This is a genomic window from Nocardia sp. NPDC046763, from assembly GCF_040645495.1.
Classification (GTDB): Bacteria; Actinomycetota; Actinomycetes; order Mycobacteriales; family Mycobacteriaceae; genus Nocardia.
In genome coordinates this window covers 66045-84308 of record NZ_JBEYYI010000031.1, presented here as the reverse complement: position 1 = coordinate 84308, position 18264 = coordinate 66045, and the positions used below count along the sequence as shown (strand labels likewise).

At 68.7% G+C, this 18264-nt stretch carries 11 protein-coding genes; 2 read left to right on the top strand and 9 right to left on the bottom strand.

What is annotated here, in order from left to right; genetic code table 11:
* Positions 1-3 precede the first annotated feature (3 nt).
* The 6 genes from ABZ909_RS36125 to ABZ909_RS36100 are packed head-to-tail and all read right to left on the bottom strand — an operon-like array spanning position 4 to position 8526.
* Positions 4-438, bottom strand: coding sequence for a hypothetical protein (locus ABZ909_RS36125; protein WP_357009124.1), 435 nt, complete (start codon positions 436-438; stop codon positions 4-6).
* 25 nt (positions 439-463) lie between these two features.
* Positions 464-1225 carry a respiratory nitrate reductase subunit gamma gene (gene narI / locus ABZ909_RS36120; RefSeq protein WP_357009121.1) on the bottom strand — a complete coding sequence of 254 codons (762 nt, stop codon included), beginning with the start codon at positions 1223-1225 and terminating at the stop codon, positions 464-466.
* Entirely contained in the window at positions 1222-1851 is a 630-nt protein-coding gene (gene narJ / locus ABZ909_RS36115) for a nitrate reductase molybdenum cofactor assembly chaperone (protein WP_357009118.1), read from the bottom strand. The genes narI and narJ overlap by 4 nt, the downstream gene beginning before the upstream one ends.
* Positions 1848-3521 (bottom strand): nitrate reductase subunit beta, encoded by a 1674-nt coding sequence (narH, locus tag ABZ909_RS36110; RefSeq protein WP_357009115.1) that lies wholly within the window; start codon positions 3519-3521, stop codon positions 1848-1850. The genes narJ and narH overlap by 4 nt, the downstream gene beginning before the upstream one ends.
* Entirely contained in the window at positions 3521-7357 is a 3837-nt protein-coding gene (locus ABZ909_RS36105) for a nitrate reductase subunit alpha (protein ID WP_357009113.1), read from the bottom strand. The genes narH and ABZ909_RS36105 overlap by 1 nt, the downstream gene beginning before the upstream one ends.
* Positions 7354-8526 carry an MFS transporter gene (locus ABZ909_RS36100; RefSeq protein WP_357009111.1) on the bottom strand — a complete coding sequence of 391 codons (1173 nt, stop codon included), beginning with the start codon at positions 8524-8526 and terminating at the stop codon, positions 7354-7356. Before ABZ909_RS36100 ends, ABZ909_RS36105 begins: the two co-directional genes overlap by 4 nt.
* 345 nt (positions 8527-8871) lie before the next feature.
* Between ABZ909_RS36100 and ABZ909_RS36095 the strand changes: the two genes are divergently transcribed.
* Positions 8872-9909: a hypothetical protein gene (locus ABZ909_RS36095; protein ID WP_357009109.1), complete on the top strand. Its 1038-nt coding sequence runs from the start codon at positions 8872-8874 to the stop codon at positions 9907-9909.
* A 535-nt stretch (positions 9910-10444) separates the two neighbouring features.
* On the opposite strand, the gene ABZ909_RS36090 is transcribed toward ABZ909_RS36095, so the two are convergent.
* Together ABZ909_RS36090 and ABZ909_RS36085 are read right to left on the bottom strand one after the other, a co-directional pair.
* Positions 10445-12811, bottom strand: coding sequence for a phosphoketolase family protein (locus ABZ909_RS36090; RefSeq protein ID WP_357009107.1), 2367 nt, complete (start codon positions 12809-12811; stop codon positions 10445-10447).
* On the bottom strand, positions 12808-13746 hold the full coding sequence (locus ABZ909_RS36085) for a universal stress protein (RefSeq protein ID WP_357009105.1): 939 nt from the start codon (positions 13744-13746) through the stop codon (positions 12808-12810). The genes ABZ909_RS36090 and ABZ909_RS36085 overlap by 4 nt, the downstream gene beginning before the upstream one ends.
* 230 nt (positions 13747-13976) lie before the next feature.
* On the opposite strand from ABZ909_RS36085, the gene ABZ909_RS36080 reads away from it, so the two are divergent.
* Positions 13977-14183 (top strand): hypothetical protein, encoded by a 207-nt coding sequence (locus tag ABZ909_RS36080; protein WP_357009103.1) that lies wholly within the window; start codon positions 13977-13979, stop codon positions 14181-14183.
* Here ABZ909_RS36080 and otsB read toward each other — a convergent pair.
* Positions 14164-18156: a trehalose-phosphatase gene (gene otsB, locus ABZ909_RS36075; protein WP_357009224.1), complete on the bottom strand. Its 3993-nt coding sequence runs from the start codon at positions 18154-18156 to the stop codon at positions 14164-14166. The two genes, ABZ909_RS36080 and otsB, sit on opposite strands and share 20 nt — an antisense overlap.
* Positions 18157-18264 lie beyond the last annotated feature (108 nt).

The window sequence follows — 18264 nt, the reverse complement described above, 5'->3', positions numbered from 1 at the left end:
AAGTCAGCGCATCGCACTGTCCAGGACGAGCACGCCGGCGCTGAGGAGGGCGATCGCCTTCAGGGCTTCGAGGGCGACGTAGGCGTAGTGGCTGCGCGATCGCGGCCCCTCGTGGCCCGCCAGCACCGCGTCGCTGCGCCGGGTCAGCCGGGGGCGCACGAACACCACCTGCACGACCAGTGCGCCGATCGCGACTGCGAGGACCCCGGTCGTCGCAACACCAGGGGGATCGGACCAGACGGCGGCGAGGATGAGGACGGCGAGCAGGGATTCGACGCCGTTGAGGGCACGGAAGACCAGGCGGCCGATACCGAGTCCGATGGCGAGCGTGACATTCGGGGCGCGGAACTTCAGTGGCGCCTCGATGAACGAGATGGCCAGCACCATGCCCAGCCAGAGGAAGATGGCGGCGGTGATGAAGGCACGGGCGGTGGTCATGGGATCGGTCCTCTCCGGTCGGTGATCATGATCGCTGCCAGCCCCGGCGCGGGACGCGGGCACCGAGTCGGTCGGTACGGGAGCGATACACAATATAGGGGCGGGTCAGGTAGCCGAGCGGGGCCGAGAAGACGTGCACCAGTCGGCTGAACGGCCAGAACGTGAACAGAAGCAGCGCCGACAGGGCATGCAGCCGGAATCCGATCGGGGCGGCTGCCATCAGCGCCGGATCCGGGTGGAGATAGAACAGGGACCGGAACCAGGGCGACACCGTCTGGCGGTAGTCGTGCGGGTGGCCGGTGAGATTGCCGAGCACCGTGGTGCCGAGCCCGAGTGCGACGGTACCGATCAGCAGCACGTACATGACCTTGTCATTGCGGGTGGTGGCGGAGAACACCGGTCGCACGGTGCGGCGGCGATAGAGGAGGATCGCCGCGCCCGCCAGGGTCATGACGCCCGCGACGGTACCGAGCCCGACCGCGACGCTGTGATAGGCGAACTCGGTGATTCCGATTGCGGCGGTCCAGGACTCGGGCACGAGCAGGCCACCGATGTGCCCGAGAACCACGAGCAGAATGCCGTAGTGGAACAGCGGGCTGCCCAGCCGGAGGAGGCGGTGCTCGTAGAGTTCCGAGGAGCGGGTGGTCCAGCCGAACTTGTCGTAGCGGTAGCGCCAGGCATGGCCGACGACGAAGATCGCGAGAGCCGCGTACGGCGCCGCGACCCACAGCAGCAGGTCGAGCGTGCTCACGGGATCGGTGGCGGGCGCGCAGAGCGGGGCGGTCATGGGCGGGCTTCTCCGTCGCAGGTGTGGCCGGGCGGGGCGAAAGGCGCGAGTCCCACGGACTCGAGGGGCGGGCCGGCGGCGGCGAGCCGGGCAACTCGTCGGCGCTCACGGGAATTCAGGGCAGGCAGGGTTTCCGTGATCGAGTCGAGCACGCTCGCCCACGGTGAACCGGCGTCGGCCAGACCTGCGCGCAGCAGTTCGATCGCCGGCCGGAACTCCCCCAGCACGCGCTCCCCCGCGACGGGGCAGGTCGCGGCGAATTCGAGCACGACCGACAGGTGGTCGGGTAGTTCGCCCCCGTCGAGGACCAATCCGGCGCCGCGATAGGTGTTCTTGAGGCGCAGCAGGGCCATGCCGCGATTGCGGGTGTCGCCTTGGGTGAAGTAGGTCAGGTAGGGGCTGAGCCGTTTGTGGTGGTCGAACGCGGTGACATACCCGGCGGCCAGATCCAACGGCGGTGTCGCCGCGACATGGTCGGCGAAGGACTCCAGCGACGGCCGCCAGCTCGCGGGCAAGGTCCCGATGCCACGGCGCACCAAGGGAAGCCGGCCGGTCAGTGCCTCGTCCGGGTAGCTCAGGAGCAGGGATTGGAGCTGCCGGGCCGTCGCGCGGGAGGTGTCGGTCATGATGTCGTGTCCTCGGTCGGAGTGCGGCGGGGCGCGAACAGGCCCGCGGGCCGACCCTTGCCGTCCCAGTTGAGCAGGTTGACCCGTGCTCCCTTGTCCACCGGTGCGGCGATGGTGTCGGCGGTCTGCCGGGCGCGCAGCATCCGGAAGTTCTCCACCGCCAACGGCGACGCAGCCCCGGAGCTCTCGCCGAACGGTCCGGAGCCGCCCATGCCCGGGCCTTCGTCGTAGTCGAGGCTGCAATCGGTGGCGAGTTCCTCGAGGCTGTGCGCCTGTTCCGCGTGCGCGGGCGGAATCACATATCGCTCTTCGTATTTCGCGATGGCCAGCAGCCGGTACATGTCGTGGATCTGCTCGCCGCTCATGCCCACGGCCGCGGCGATCTCCTCGCGGGGTTCCCGACCCAGGGTGATGTCGCGCATGTAGGACCGCATGGCGGCCAGCCGCCGCAGCACGGCCGTCACCGGCGCCGGATCGCCGGCGGCGAACAATCGGGCGAGATATTCCACCGGTATACGCAAGGCTTCGATGGCGGCGAAAAGGTTGTGGTGATCCTCGCCGTCGTGGCCGGTATCGCGCAGGATGTCGGAGACCGGGGACAGGGGCGGGATATACCAGACCATCGGCATGGTGCGGTATTCCGGATGCAGCGGCAGTGCCACCCGATAGGTGTTGATCAGGGTGTAGATCGGTGACCGCTGGGCGGCCGCGATCCAGTCGGCCGGAATTCCGGATCGTTCGGCCGCACTGACGACGGCTGGATCGTTCGGGTCGAGAAGCAGCGCGCGCTGGGCGTCGTAGAGATCGGTGTCGTCGGGAGTGGTGGCGGCCTCGAGGACCCGGTCGGCGTCGTAGAGGACCAGTCCGATGTAGCGCAGCCGGCCGACGCAGGTCTCCGCGCACACCGTCGGCAGCCCGACCTCGACACGTGGGAAACAGAAGGTGCATTTCTCCGCTTTGCCGGTGCGGTGGTTGAAATACACCTTCTTGTAGGGGCATCCGGACACGCACATGCGCCAACCACGGCAGCGGTCCTGGTCGACCAGCACGATGCCGTCCTCGGAACGCTTGTAGATCGCGCCGGAGGGACAGGAGGCCGCGCACGCGGGGTTGAGGCAGTGCTCGCAGATGCGCGGCAGATAGAACATGAAGGTCTGCTCGAACTCGAAGCGGACCCTGTCCTCGATGCCTTTGCGTATCGGGTCGTCCCGACCGTGTTCGGGTGCGCCGCCGAGATCGTCGTCCCAGTTGGCCGACCAGGTGATCTTGGTGGGTCGGCCGCTGATCAACGACCGCGGCCGCGCGACCGGGGTGTTCGGTTGCAATGGCGCGGTGGTGAGTTCGGCGTAGTCGTAGGTCCAGGGTTCGTAGTAATCGTCGAGGCCGGGCAGGGCCGGGTTGCTGAAGATGGTGGCCAGCTTGCGCCAACGCCCGCCGCCGCGCAGGCGCAGTCGGCCGCGGCGATTCAGCATCCAACCGCCCCGCCACCGATCCTGGTCCTCGTAGCCGCGCGGATATCCTTGTCCGGGACGGGTTTCCACGTTGTTGAACCAGACGTACTCGGTGCCGGACCTATTGGTCCAGGTCTGTTTGCAGGTCACCGAGCAGGTGTGGCAACCGATGCACTTGTCGAGGTTCATCACCATCGCCAGCTGAGCCATGACACGCATCAGTAGGTCACCTCCTGGCTGCGGCGACGGATCACGGTGACCTCGTCGCGCTGATTTCCGGTCGGGCCGAGATAGTTGAAGGCGAACGACAACTGGGCGTAGCCGCCGATCAGGTGGCTGGGTTTGATCAGCAGCCGGGTGAGCGAATTGTGGATACCGCCGCGTTTGCCCGTGGTCTCGGTGAGCGGCACGTCGATCAGCCGGTCCTGGGCGTGGTGCATGTACACGGTGCCCTCTGGCATGCGGTGCGAAACCACCGCCCGGGCAGTGACGACACCGTTGCGGTTCACCGCCTCGATCCAATCATTGTCCGCTACCCCGATTTTCGCGGCGTCACGGTCCGACATCCAGATGGTCGGGCCGCCGCGGGAGAGGCTGAGCATGAACAGGTTGTCCTGATATTCGGAATGGATCGACCACTTCGAATGCGGTGTCAGATAGCGGAGAGTGATCTCACTCGCGCCGCTCTGCCCAACCTTCGGCTCGCCGCTCTGCCCAACCTTCGGCTCGCCGCTCTGCCCAACCTTCGGCTCGCCGCTCTGCCCAACTTTCGGCTCGCCGCTCTGCCCAACTTTCGGCTCGCCGCTCTGCCCAACTTTCGGCTCGCCGAAGAGCGCAGTCATGTTCAACGGTGGCCGGAACACCGGAAGCTGTTCGCCCAGTTCGATCATCCAGTCGTGGTCCAGATAGAAGTGCTGGCGGCCCGTGAGGGTGTGCCAGGGCTTGAGGCGCTCGACATTGATGGTGAACGGCGAGTACCGGCGTCCGCCGGACTCGCTTCCGGACCACTCCGGCGAGGTGATCACCGGGACCGGCGCGGCCTGGGTGTCGGCGAAGGTGATCTGCTTGCCCTCGTGTTCGGCGGCCAGGTCGGCGAGCCGGGTTCCGGTGCGCTGCTCCAGTGTCCGGAATCCCTGGGTGGCGAGATGGCCGTTGGTGGTGCCCGAGAGCGCGAGGATCGCCTCGCATGCGTCGATCTCCCGGCGCAGGGCAGGCCGCCCGTCCGCGGGTCCCCCGCGGACCACGCCGTTCTTGTGGGCCAGGTAGTCGATTTCCCGCTCGACCCGGTAGGTGAGGCCCTTCGTGGTGGCGCCGAGGGTGTCCAGCAGCGGCCCGAGCGCGGACAGCTTCGCCGCGACGGCCCCGTAGTCACGCTCCACGACGGTCAGCCGAGGCATGGTCAGACCCGGAATCGGTTCGCACTCACCGGTTTTCCAATCGCGTACCACACCGTGCGGAGTCGCCAGCTCGTCCGGGGTGTCGTGCAGCAGCGGCGTGGCCACCACGTCGCGGCGGACGCCGAGATGGCGGCGGGCCAGCGGGGCGAAGGCTGCGGCGATCGCCTGGAACGCCGCCCAGTCGGTCCGGGTCTGCCACGGGGGCGCGATGGCGGGATTGAACGAGTGGACGAACGGGTGCATGTCGGTGGTGTTGAGATCATGCTTCTCATACCAGGTCGCCGCGGGCAGCACCACGTCCGAGAACATCGTGGTACTGGTCATCCGGAAGTCCACGCTCAGCAGCAGATCCAGCTTTCCGACCGGTGCGTCCTCGCGCCACACCACATCCCGGGGACGCGTCCCGGGCTCGGCCTGGTCGGCGCGCAGCGAGGAATCGGCCCCCAGCAGATGCTTCAGGAAGTACTCGTTACCCTTGGCCGAGGAGCCGAGCAGATTGGCGCGCCAGACGCTGAGCACGCGCGGAAAGTTCTGCGGCGCATCCGGGTCCTCGCAGGCGAAGCGCAACCGGCCCGACTTCAGCTCGGCCACCACGTATTCCCCGATCGGCTGTCCGGCCCGGTCCGCGTCGTCGGCCAGATCCAGGGGGTTGCGATCGAAGGTCGGATAGGACGGCATCCATCCCAGCCGCGCCGCCTGTGCGATCACATCGGCGGTCGTCATCCCCGCCAGTGCGCCGCCAGAGCCCGGTACGGCCAGCGTTTCCGCACCGAACCGGTCGTAACGGAACTGATCGGTGTGCAGGTACCAGTAGGCGGTCTGGATCATCTGCCGCGGCGGCCGCGCCCAATCCAGCGCGAAAGCCAGTTGCGCCCAGCCGGTCACCGGACGGCACTTCTCCTGGCCCACGTAGTGCGCCCAGCCGCCCCCGTTCACACCCTGGCAGCCCGTGAGGGTGGTCAGCGCGAGGAAGGCCCGGTAGATGGTGTCCGAGTGGAACCAGTGGTTGGTGCCCGCGCCCATCAGGATCATCGACCGCCCTCGCGATTCCTCGGCGTTGGCGGCGAATTCACGGGCGATGCGGGCGGCCGCGGCGGCGGGGACACCGGTGATCGGTTCCTGCCAAGCGGGCGTGCCGGGTTCGGCCGGATCGCCGTAGCCGGTCGGCCATCGGCCCGGCAGGCCGGCCCGGTGCACGCCGTACTGCGCGAGCAGCAGGTCGTACACGGTCGTCACGAGGTGACCCCCGATACGGCGCACGGGAACGCCACGCCGCAGCGTGGCGTCGGGAATGTCGAAGCGGGGCAACGTGACTTCGACGGATTCGCCACCCGCGAGGGTCAGCAGGGGATCCACGTCGCCGAGGTCAAGGTTCCACTTCCCCGCCCCCTGATCGCCGTAGCGGAAGCCCAGTGACCCGTTGGGGATCGCGACGCGCCCGTCCGCGCCGAGCACGACGGTCTTGAATGCGGCGTTCTCCTCGGCGGCGAAGCCGTCCAGGTCGGCCGCTGTCAGCGACTTTCCGGGCCGGTAGGTGTCGCCGTCGGGCACCAGCCGCACCAGGAAGGGCAGATCGGTGTAGCGCTTGACGTAGTCGTCGAAGTAGCCGGTGCGCTTGTCGACGAAGAACTCCCGCAGGATGACGTGGCCCATCGCCATGGCAAGTGCGCCGTCGGTGCCGGGATGCACGGCGAGCCATTCGTCCGCGAACTTCACATTGTCGGCATAGTCCGGCGCAACCGCGATCACCTTCTGCCCGCGATAGCGTGCCTCGGCCATCCAGTGCGCGTCCGGTGTCCTGGTCACCGGCACGTTGGAGCCCCACATGATGAGATAGCCCGCGTCCCACCAATCTCCGGACTCGGGCACGTCGGTCTGGTCGCCGAACACCTGCGGCGAGGCCACCGGCAGATCCGCGTACCAGTCGTAGAACGAGAGCATCGTCCCGCCCAGCAGCGACACGAATCTGGAACCGGAGGCGTGCGACACCATCGACATCGCCGGAATCGGTGAGAAGCCCGCGATCCGGTCCGGGCCATAGGTTTTGATGGTGTGCACGTGCGCGGCCGCGATCAGTTCGGTGGCCTCCTCCCAAGTGGCCCGCACCAGGCCGCCCCTGCCACGCGCGGACTTGTAGTGGCGCGCGGCCTCGGGGTCGGTCACGATCCGCTCCCAGGCGAGCACCGGATCTCCGGTGTGCACCTTGGCTTCTCGATACATCTCGAGCAGCAGACCGCGGATGTAGGGATAGCGGATCCGGGTCGGCGAATAGGTGTACCAGGAGAAGGCCGCACCCCGCGGACATCCGCGCGGTTCGTAATCGGGCCGATCGGGTCCCGCGGTCGGATAGTCGGTCTGCTGGGTCTCCCAGGTGATGATGCCGTCCTTGACGTACACCTTCCAGGAGCAGGACCCCGTGCAGTTGACACCGTGGGTGGAGCGCACCACTTTGTCGTGCGCCCATCGGTCGCGGTAGAACGCGTCGGCTCGGCGGCCGCCGATCTGGAACAGGGTGCGCCCATCGTCGGAAATGTCGGCGCGAGTGAAGAATCGGCGCGTCCGTACCAGCGCGTCGGTCAGGCTGTCGTCCAGTCCGGGGGTCCCGCTGCCCGACTCGGCGGGCGCGGGCACGTCATCGCGCTGTGTGCGCCGCCTCATGCCGCACGCACCGGAAGGGCGAGGTGGACGCGATGCCGAACCGTTGTGAGGGTGAACAGTCCGGTCGCGGCGGCCACGACGGCCAGGGCCGCCAAACCCGCCGCGTAGGAACCGTAGTGGCCGTACACCGCACCCATCACCAACGGCGGCACGAAGCCGCCCAGCCCGCCGGCCGCGCCCACCACACCGGTCACCGCGCCCACCCGTGGGCCCGGAACCAGCTGCGCCACCAGCGCGAACACCGCGCCCGTGCCGGCGCCGAGCGCGGCGGCCATGGCGAGGAACGCGAACGTCGCGACCGGCACGAGGACCGGCGTCGTCGCCTGAACCGCAGCGGCCATAGCGACCACCGTCATCGCCGCGGACAACACCCGCACGGGCCCCGCGTGATCGGACGCCCACCCGCCCAGCGGGCGCATGACCACCGCCAACAGCACGAATCCGGCCATGCGCATCGAGGCGTCCGACTGTGACAGGCCGTAGGCCGTCTTCAGATAGGCCGGCAGGTACACCGAGAACGCGACGTATCCGCCGAAGGCCACCGCGTACAGTGCCGCCGCCTGCCAGGTCACCGCCATCCGGCCGACCGCGGACAGCCTGCGCGGCAACGACTCTCCGGGGCGAACCCGGTCCGGGGCATCGCGCAGCATCACCGCCGCCACCACGGCGTACAGCGCCAGTGCCGCCGCGGTCACCAGGAACGGTGTGGCGAGGGAGCCCGCCTTCACCAGTCGCACGGTGGTGAGCGCGCTGATCGCGGTGCCACCCATCCCCGCGCCGAACACTCCGATCGCTAGCCCGCGCCGCTCCGGTGGGAACCAGGCATTCACGAACGGCACTCCCACCGCGAACGCGGTGCCGCCGATGCCGAGGAAGATTCCGCCGGCCAGCAACGCCGCCAGTGAATCGTGGCCGACCAGGCCCACGAACAGCACGGGCACAATGGTGGCCGCCGAGACCAGCGGAAACATGACCCGCCCACCGAGCCGGTCGGTCAACGCCCCCACCGGGATCCGCCCCAGAGACCCGACCACCACCGGCACCGCCACCACGAGCGCCTGCTCGAAGGCGGTGAGCCCCAGCGATTCCTGGAACCGCGGGCCCAGCGGACTCAACAGCGCCCAGGCCCAGAAGTTCACCGCGAATCCGGCGGTGGCCAGGACCAGCATCAGGACACGCCGCCCGGCGCCCGGTTCACGATCCCCGTGAGCACCACGCCGAGCCGACGCGACTTTCGGTTCCGCCGGCTCATGTGCCGTTGTCATCATCAGGCCCCTCATCCACATGTCGCAGCTCGCGCCCGCCATCGATCCGGCGGGCCTTCCCGAGCCTCGCGCAGCCACCGGCAGGTTCAGCAGAGTCGACCGGTCGTAGTTGAAATGACCATTTCCCCTAGGTATCCGGCCTCGGCGATCACGGCGCCGTGTGCGTAGGCGCACGGCAGGGACCAAATACCCTGCGCCACAGGAGCAACGGCCGTATGTCCGAGCTGATGGAAACCGCAGACTTTCGGTATGAGCGGCGACGAAGGTGTACGCGGTCGGCCGGTGCCGGATCCGGCGACAATCACGGCGATGGTCGAGGCGGCGGCGCGCGCGCCGTCGCTGCACAACACTCAGCCGTGGCGCTGCCGCTTCGATGGCAGACGCCTCTTCCTGTATGCCGACGCCGAACGGCAGCTGACCTCGACCGATCCGCTCGGCCGCCAGCTGGTGATCAGCTGTGGCGCGATGCTGCACCACATCAGAACCGTGTTCGCCGACCATGGCTGGCACACCGACATCCTGCATGTACCCGATGAACGCCACCCGGATCGACTGGCCGCCATCGAGTTCCGACCGTGGAGCAATCCCCCGGCGAGCATCCGCGCCCTGGCCCGTGCCGTCGAACACCGCCGCACCGATCGGCTGGCCCTGCACGAGCCGCACGGGTGGGCCGAGATCCTGCCCGGCCTGCGCGCGCTGACAGCGGCACAGTATGTGCGGCTCGACGTGCTCGACGAATCCGTCCGGCCGCAGCTCGCGGCCCTCTCCCGGGAATTCGCGACACTGCGCGGCCACGACATGTTCTACGACACCGAACTGCACTGGTGGGCAGGACATTCCGATGTCCAGGAAGGCATTCCGCGCACCGCGCTGGCATCGGAGGCGGAGTTCGCACAGGTCGGCGTCGGCCGCGTCTTTCCCCCCGGTCCGCGCACCGCCCGCCGCGATCACTTCGCCGATCGCGCTCAGCTCGTGGTGCTCAGCGCCGTGCGGGACTCGGTACCACAGTGGGTTCGGGTCGGCGAGGCGCTGTCCGCGGTGCTGCTGGAGTGCACGGTAGCCGGGCTGGGCACCTGCACCCTGACCAACATCACCGAGCTACCCGCCGGGCGGGACCTGCTCACCGGCATGATCTCCAGCCCCGGCATTCCGCAGGTGGTAGTGCGTATCGGCACCCCACCGGCCGACACGCACCTACCTCTCCTCACGCCTCGCCGCCCGGTAGCGGACATACTCACCCTCACCGGCCGGGCTGCCCCGGCACCTCCGGATCGGCGAAACCACTGACCTTCAGGAGTTCCCCGGCGCCGGTCGGGGCCGATGCCCGGGCAGGTAGCAAACCGACCGCACCCGGGCGTCGACCTCGACGTCGTCACCGGGATCGTTGCAGGCAACCCGCGGGACGACCGTGAGCCGCCGCGAAGGGGGTGAGCGGCTCACGCCTCCTCGATCCTCTCCGCGTGACACGACCCGGGATCGAAAACTCCTGCTGTAGTGGATGATTGGAACCCTATCGAGCGGGCCGCCAATATCCACCAGCTCAGCCTCGATTAGGGGGTGATATGTGTTACTTCAATTAACATACCTGATCAGCGCATTGTTGCGAGCCGGCAAGAAAACCCACCGGGGGGATTATGAGACCAACCGATCATTCGAAGCGGGAAAAACCGACTGGGCAACCGATCAGTACCCTAGTGCGCCACCGGACAGTCTCGTCAACGGCATCTTCAGAGCACGGGAGGACGCTCGGAGCCGCACCTCCCGCGGGCCCCGCTGCACAACCCTTGTCGATGGTGCAGTGGGTGGCCTCGGTCGTCCCGCGCTAAGCGGGCCAGCGCCAGTCGGCGATCTCCGGTGGGTCGATGCCATAGCGGCGGGCGTAGGCGTCGGCGGCCTCACGGCGTGCCGTGAGCTCTTCGGTGAGCGGGGCCAGCTGCTCGGTCAGGCGCGGCACCTCGGCGAGGGCGGCGGCTGCCAGGGTGAAGCGGTCGATTCCGTTCATGGCGCACATACTGAAAGGTGTTGTGGTGGTGCCGTTGTCGGTGAATCCGTGGACGTGCATGACGTCGTGGCCGGGGCGCCGGTAGGCGATGCGGTGGATGAGCCAGGGGTAGCCGTGGAAGGCGAAGATCACCGGTGCGTCGGTGAAGACGGCGCGATATTCCTCGTCCGAGACGCCGTGCGGATGACGATCAGGCGGGAAGAGGCGAGCCAGGTCCACCACGTTCACGAATCGGATCGCCAAGTCCGGCACCAGCTCCCGCAACAGCGCCACCGCGGCCAGAGCTTCCTGGGTGGGGACATCCCCGGCACAGGCCAGCACGACCTCGGCGGGCCGATCGGAATCCGAACTCGCCCAGTGCCAGACGCCGAGACCCTGGTCGCAGTGCAGCCGCGCCGCCTCGTGATCGAGGTACTGCAGCGCGGGCTGCTTCCCGGCTACCACGACATTGACCCGGCCGCGGCTGCGCAAGCAGTGGTCGAAGACGTGCAGCAGACAGTTGGCGTCCGGCGGCAGGTACACCCGGCTGACCTCGGGCCGCTTGCTGAGCACATGGTCGATGAAGCCGGGATCCTGGTGGGACGCGCCGTTGTGATCCTGCCGCCACACGTGCGAGGTGATCAGGTAGTTCAGGCTGGGAATCGGCTCGCGCCAGGGGAATTCCGCCGCCATGTGCAGCCATTTGGCGTGCTGCACCACCATCGAGTCGATGATGTGCGCGAAGGCCTCGTAGGTGGAGAACACACCGTGCCTGCCGGTCAGCAGATAGCCCTCCAACCAGCCCTGGCACAGATGCTCCGACAGCACCTCGAAGACGCGGCCGTCCGGTGACAGCCGATCATCGCCCGCGATCCGCCTGCTGCGCCAGCGCCGGCCGGTGACCTCGAGGACGGCGTCCAAGCGATTGGAGGTGTGCTCGTCCGGCGAGAAGAACAGCAGATTGTGCGGATTCTGGACCAGCGCGTCGCGCAGGTACCCGCCCAGCACCCGGGTCGCCTCCGCTAATTCGGTTCCGGGCGCGGGGAATTCGAGGGCGTAGTCGGTCGGGCACGGCAGCTGCAGGTCGACGCTGTCGTGACCGTGCGCGGCGCGATCGGCGCTCATCTGCAGGTGCTGCTCGGGATGCAGGCGCGCGATCCGGTCCACCGGGCGGCCCTCGTCGTCGAACAGCTCCTCGGGCCGATAGGACCGTAACCAGTCCTCCAGTTGCGCAAGGCGTTCCGGATTCTCCCGCACGCCCGGCAACGGCACCTGGTGCGACCGGAAGGTGCCCTCGACGCGTACGCCGTCCACCGTCATCGGTCCGGTCCATCCCTTCGGAGTCGACAGCACGATCATCGGACGGCAGGGGTCGCGCGGACCCAGGCCGTGCTCGCCGAACTCGCGAATCTCCCGGATCCGCTCCATCGCCTCGTCGAGCACGGTCGCATACCGTTCGTGGACCTCCGCCGGATTGTCGCCTTCGACATACATCGGCTCCCAGCCCTGCGCGCTGAGCATGGCGTCGAGGTCGCGGCGCGACATACGCGCCAGCAGGGTCGGATTCGCGATCTTGTAGCCATTGAGGTGCAGGATCGGCAGCACGGTGCCGTCGGTGACGCGGTCCAGGAACAGCGACCCGTGCCAGCTGGTGGCCAGGGCACCGGTTTCGGCCTCGCCGTCACCGATCATGCACGCCACCACCAGATTCGGATTGTCCAGCGCCGCACCGGTGGCATGGGCGAGCGAATAGCCCAGTTCGCCGCCCTCGTGAATGGAACCCGGCAGATGCGGTGAGGCATGGCTGGGCACGCCGCCCGGGAAGGAGAACTGCCGGAACAGTTCTCGCATCCCAGCCAGGTTCTGACCGACCTCGGGGTGCCGCAGCGAATAGGTGCCCTCGAGCCAGGTCGCGGCGGTGAGCGCCGCTGCACCGTGACCGGGGCCCAGCACGAACAGCATCTGCTGCCCGGTCCGCATGATGACCCGATTGAGGTGGGCGTAGGTCAGGGTCACCCCGGGCACGGTTCCCCAGTGGCCGATCAGCCGCTGCTTGATGTGCTCGGGCCGCAACTTCTCGGTGAGCAGCGGGTTGTCCATGAGGTAGATCTGCCCGACGGCCAGATAGTTGGCGGCCCGCCACCACGCGTCCAGATCGATCAGGTCGTCCCGGATTCCGGTTCCGGCGCCGGGCATGGTCAGCGTCATCGCTTCGTCTCCTCGTCATCGGCGTGCACGACCATCACCGGGCAGTGCGCGTGCTGCACCAGGGAATGGGTGGTGGATCCGAGCAGCATTCCCATGAATCCGCCACGACCACGGTTGCCGACCACGACCAGCTGCGCGGTCTTCGACAGCTCCCCCAGCCGCCCGGCGGGCCCGGAGGCGAACACCTCCCGGGTCACCTCGACATCCGGATACTTCTCCTGCCAGCCGGCCAGCCGCTCGGACAGGACGGCCTCCTCGACGGCGGCCAGCTCCGCGGTCGCGACCGGGATCACCTCGCCGGCGAATTGCCCGGTGTCCCAATCGGTGAAGACGTGTACGGCGACCAATCCCACCTCCCGCGCGGAGGCTTCGGCGAACGCCGCGGCGATCGCGGCCTCGCTCACGCGGCTGCCGTCCACGCCGACGACGACCGGACCCGAGCCGCGAACCGCATTGGCCGCGTCGGGATCCGGCCGCACCACGACCACCGCGCCCCGGGCGTGACTGGTCACCGAGAACAGGGTGGATCCCAGATGCGAGAGCGTGCCGGCCGTCCCGGTCGCCCCGATCACCACCGCGAAGGCGGACTCGCTGAGATCGATCAGCACCTGGGCGGGAGTGTCGGTCGACACCGCGGACGAGACCGTCAGTTCCGGCTCGTAGTCGCCTGCGGCCACCCGGGCCCGGGCGATGGCCGCCGCACCGGCGGCCTTGACGGCCTCGACCAGCGACGGCGTCGCCACCGCGTAGGGACCGGCACCCCGGCTGACCGCCACCAGATCCAGGCCGTGGACGATGTGCAGTCGCCGCCGCCGCTGCGCGGCGTAGTTCGCGGCCCAGTGCACCGCCCGCGCCGAACCTTCCGAATTGTCCACGCCGACCACCACGGGCGCCGAGGCCAGCCGATGCGGATCGTCGAGTTCCTGGTGTGTCATCCTGACCTCCGGGGTGAGGTGAAATCGTCGGCGCCCGGGGAGGGGCTCGTACTCTCACGGTAGAAATGGGACCTGACCGCCCTCTGCGGGCGATCGTCCTCGGTGTGAGGACCAAAGACCTCTGCGCGGCGGCCGGGTTGGGCGTGTGGGACTTCGGCCGCCGTTGGTCCCATCGGTGTCGGGAACATCGGCCCTGCTGATTCGCGCGAGCCGCGACAAAACTTGCTGGCATGAATCCTCCCGCAACACCGCATGCCGTGGCGACCGTGGCCATGGTCCTCGGCGCGGCGATGGTGGTCGCGGTTCCCGCCGCCACCGATTACATCGCCCTCTGGGCTCGGCTGTACGGCGCGGTGCTGGTGTATCTCGCGCTCGTCGAATACCTGGCCGTCGCGATCGGGCTGGCCCGATGGGGCGTCAGTCAGCTGCGGTCGTGAGCGGATCCGGATCGGATGCCTTGCGGCTCACCGGCATTCGGATCGTCGCTCCCGCCGGCAGCAGCTCGGTGTACCCGTCGTAATGGATCTCCACCGGGTCCGCCACGCCCGGATCGGCGGCGACCTCCAGATCGGAGGCGCTGACCCTGATCGCGAGCCGGTGCCCGCGGTAGACGATCGAGAACCGCAGCTCCCCCAGCTCGTCGGGCCAGCAGGGGTTGAAGATGAGGCGATCGGCCCGGATCTCCATTCCGGTGAAGCACCGCTGGACCAGGTCGATCGTTCCGGCCATGGCGCCGAGGTGGATTCCCTCCTGCGTGGTCCCGCCCTGGATATCGGCGATATCGGATTCCAGGACCCGGTCGAAGAATTCCATCGCCCGCGCTCTGTTCGCGCGGGCCAGCACCCAGGCGTGGACCAGCGCGCTCAGCGTCGAACCATGCGACGTGCGGGCCAGGTAGTAGTCGATCGTCCGCGGAATCATCTCCCCGGGAAGGTCATAGCCGAGGTGGTCGAACACTTCCCGCAATTCGTCGGCGGAGAACAGATAGAACAGCATCAGGACATCGGCCTGTTTGCCGGCCCGGTAGCGGTTGACGTCGTCGCCCTCGGCTTCGAGGATGCGATCCAGCCGCTGGATCTCGCCGTAGCGTTGCCGGTAGCCGTCCCAATCGAGTTCGGCCAGTTGCTCGTAACCGTCGAACTGGCTGATGACCTCGTCGTGGAAGGGCACGTACATCCGCCGCCCGACATGCTCCCACCGCGCCAGTTCCACCGGTGAGACCCGCAGCGATTCGAGCAGTTCCGCCCGTGCGCGGGGCGTCAGCCGGTCCAGCGCGTCGCGCGCCCGCAGCAGTGTCCACACCGCCATCACATTCGTGTAGGCATTGTCGTCCACGCCGGATCCGGGGGCACTCGGCGAACCGGTGTGGAATTCGTCGGGCCCGATGACCCCGCGCAGGTGATACCGGTCGTGGCGGGGGTCGTAGTCGGCCAGGCTCGCCCAGTACCGGGCGATCTCCACCATGAGCTCGGCGCCGTAATCGGTGAGGAATTCGAGGTCACCGGTCGCCTGGTAGTACTGCCAGACGTTGTAGGCGATGGCACTGCCGATGTGGTGGGCGCGCGGGCTCGGATCCGGATTCCAATGCCCCGACAGCGGATTCAGATGCATGAGCTGGCTTTCCTCGCGGCCGTCGGAGGCGGACTGCCACGGGAACATCGCGCCGGACAACCCGGCGGCGGCCGCCGCCCGACGCGCCTCCGGCAACCGCCGGTATCGGTACCGCAGCAGACCACGCGCGAGTCGCGGGAAGCGTGGATTCACAACCGGATACACGAACAGCTCGTCCCAGAAGACGTGGCCCCGATAGGCCTCGCCGTGCAGACCCCGCGCCGGGACCCCGACGTCCAGATCGGCGGTGTGCGGCGAGAGGGTCTGCACCAGATGCAGCAGATGCAACCGGAGCACCCGGGTCGCGTGCTCACCGCCGCCCAGGTCGATGCGAAGCCGCTCCCAGAGGTGTTCCCAGGCGGCCGTGTGCGATTCGAGGAGGTCGGCGAACCCGGCGGCACTGCGCAGTGCACGCGTGGCCTCGTCGTCCGGGGCCGAGACCGCGTGGTCGCGGCCGGTGACCACGGCTGCGATCTTCTCCAGCACGACCGTGTCGCCCGCGGTCATCGCGACGCCGTGGTCGTGCCCGATCGACCCGCCGCTCTCGACGAGTTCCGTGGCGGGACACAGCTTCACACCCTCTCGGTGCAGCGTGCCGCGCGCCGCGGTCGCAACCGGAATCCCGGATTGCCCGGTGCGCACCACCACCAGCACCGATTCGGGTGACAGCTCCCGCGTCGAAACCCGCTCGAGGTGCTCCCCCGACAGGTCCCGATACCGCGCCACCAGACCGTTGCTCACCGCGCTGTCCACGATCGAGCGGAAGACCACCGTCCCCGACCAGTTCTCGGCGGTCACCGCGGTCTCGAGCGCGCACAGGTGCGGCGCGTGCATGGCCGCGAACCGCCGCTGCCGCACCGCGCTGATGCGACCGGTGGCGTCCCGGAAGCGGAAGTGCCGCAGCAGGACCGCCCGGCGCAGATCGAATTCCTGGCGATAGGACAGCAATTCGATGGCGTCGATGTCGAGCCAGTCACCGTCGCCGATGCGGAAGGTGACCGGCAGCCAGTTCGGCAGGTTCACCAGGCTCTCGTTGTCGACCGTGCGCCCCGCGATCCGATCGAAGAGCCGGTTGTAGATCCCGGCGACATAGGTACCCGGGTAGTGGTGTTGCCCCGCCGCGCACTCCGGCGCGGCTCCGCGGGTGGCGAGATATCCGTTTCCGACGGTGCACAGCGCCTCCCGCAGCCGCTCGTGCGCCGGGTCGTACCCATCGAAGGCGAACACCCATGAATCCGATACGGCCCCAGCGGATTCGGCCGCCAGCAGGACGGCCAGATCGTCGAGGAAGGAGCGCACGCCCTCGGGTCCGGGCAGCGCGAAGCGGGCGGCGGTCCGCCGGTCGCCGTTCTCGTCGTGCCGGACCACGATCGAAATACCCTCGGCCTCCACGGCATCGAAGGCGTCCTCGTCGGTGAGGTCGTCGCCGACGTAGATCGGCAGCCTCGGCGTGACGAGGTGGGAGAGGATCCACTGGAGCGCGGTGCCCTTGTCCCAGTCCATGTCCGGCCGCAGTTCGACCACCTTGCGGCCGCCCGTCACGCGCAGACCGCGCTGGTGTGCCTGCGCGTGCACGGCGGCCGTCACCGCGCCGACCTGTTCCGGGGCGACCCGCCGATAGTGCACGGCGACCGCGAAGCGCTTGTGCTCCACCAGAATCCCCTCGACGGCGCTCAACGACTTCGTCAGCTCCTCCGCTGCCGCCGCCAGCGCGCGCTCGGCGCCCGGGGCGGCATCGTGCACGTACGTCGTGCCGTCCGGGGCCTGCAACTCGAAGCCGTGGCACCCGGCGTACCAGAGTCCGTCGACGCCCACCCGGCCGCGCAGATCCTCCAGCTCGCGCCCGCTGACGATGGCGACCGGGCACTGCGCCGCGAGCCGCGCGAGGGCCGCCGCGCCACCCTCCACCAGGGTCGCGGCCGCCGGATCGGGGACGATGGCCGACAGCGTGCCGTCGAAATCGAGCAGGACGGAGGCCTTTTCGGTGTCGAGCAGGTCACCGAGCCGCCCCGCGACCGTATCCGGCACCTCCGACATCCGCCGGAAACCGTTGCGCAGCCGTACCCGAACCAGGTCGGGCACCACCACATCGGCCCCACGCTCGGCCAGCCGATCGCCGTGCCCGCCCCGGTCGACGCCGATCACCAGACCGAATCCGCCGGCCCGGCCCGCCGCGACACCGGCCTCCGCATCCTCGACGACGACGGTCCGTTCCGGCTCCGCACCCAGCCGGCGCGCGGCCTCGAGCAGCATCGCCGGGTCGGGCTTGCCCGCCAGCCCCAGCTCCGCCGCCACGATGCCGTCCACCCGCACCCCGAACAGGTCTCCGATGCCGGCGGCCCGCAGCACGTCGGCGCAGTTGCGGCTGGCGGAGAACACCGCGACACCGATACCCGCGGTCTGCAGGCGCCGCACCAGGGCCACGGTGGAGTCGAACGCGGGGACGCCGTCGCGGGCGAGCCGTTCGAGGAACAACCGGTCCTTGCGGTTGCCGAGCGCGCATACCGTTGCGGCGTCCTCGGCGTCGGCGGGATCGCCGTCGGGTAGTGAAATACCGCGTGCGGCAAGGAAATCGGACACTCCCCGGTAGCGCGGTTCACCGTCCACCCACCGCAGGTAGTCGTCGTCGGTGAAGGGCGACAGGTTCTCGCCCGGGGCCGGCTCCCGATGCGCGAGGAAGTCGTCGAACATCTCCTTCCAGGCCGCCGCGTGGACGCGGGCGCTGTCGGTCACCACGCCGTCCATATCGAAGATCACCGCGTCGTGACGCCGTGCGTCGATCAACGGCGCGGGCTGCATGTTGTCGTCCACCGCTTCAGCGTGCGTCCGGCCGGGCGCCGGGCCAAGGGTCCTGTAGCACCGTAACGAGGACCAACGGCCCCTGTAGCGCACCCACCACCCGTCCTA

Bases quoted from the DNA above. Each gene is read 5' to 3' on its own strand.
- ABZ909_RS36125 (WP_357009124.1), bottom strand. From the start codon at position 438: ATGACCACCGCCCGTGCCTTCATCACCGCCGCCATCTTCCTCTGGCTG.
- narI (WP_357009121.1), bottom strand. From the start codon at position 1,225: ATGACCGCCCCGCTCTGCGCGCCCGCCACCGATCCCGTGAGCACGCTC.
- narJ (WP_357009118.1), bottom strand. From the start codon at position 1,851: ATGACCGACACCTCCCGCGCGACGGCCCGGCAGCTCCAATCCCTGCTC.
- narH (WP_357009115.1), bottom strand. From the start codon at position 3,521: ATGCGTGTCATGGCTCAGCTGGCGATGGTGATGAACCTCGACAAGTGC.
- ABZ909_RS36105 (WP_357009113.1), bottom strand. From the start codon at position 7,357: ATGAGGCGGCGCACACAGCGCGATGACGTGCCCGCGCCCGCCGAGTCG.
- ABZ909_RS36100 (WP_357009111.1), bottom strand. From the start codon at position 8,526: ATGCTGGTCCTGGCCACCGCCGGATTCGCGGTGAACTTCTGGGCCTGG.
- ABZ909_RS36095 (WP_357009109.1), top strand. From the start codon at position 8,872: ATGAGCGGCGACGAAGGTGTACGCGGTCGGCCGGTGCCGGATCCGGCG.
- ABZ909_RS36090 (WP_357009107.1), bottom strand. From the start codon at position 12,811: ATGACGCTGACCATGCCCGGCGCCGGAACCGGAATCCGGGACGACCTG.
- ABZ909_RS36085 (WP_357009105.1), bottom strand. From the start codon at position 13,746: ATGACACACCAGGAACTCGACGATCCGCATCGGCTGGCCTCGGCGCCC.
- ABZ909_RS36080 (WP_357009103.1), top strand. From the start codon at position 13,977: ATGAATCCTCCCGCAACACCGCATGCCGTGGCGACCGTGGCCATGGTC.
- otsB (WP_357009224.1), bottom strand. From the start codon at position 18,156: ATGCAGCCCGCGCCGTTGATCGACGCACGGCGTCACGACGCGGTGATC.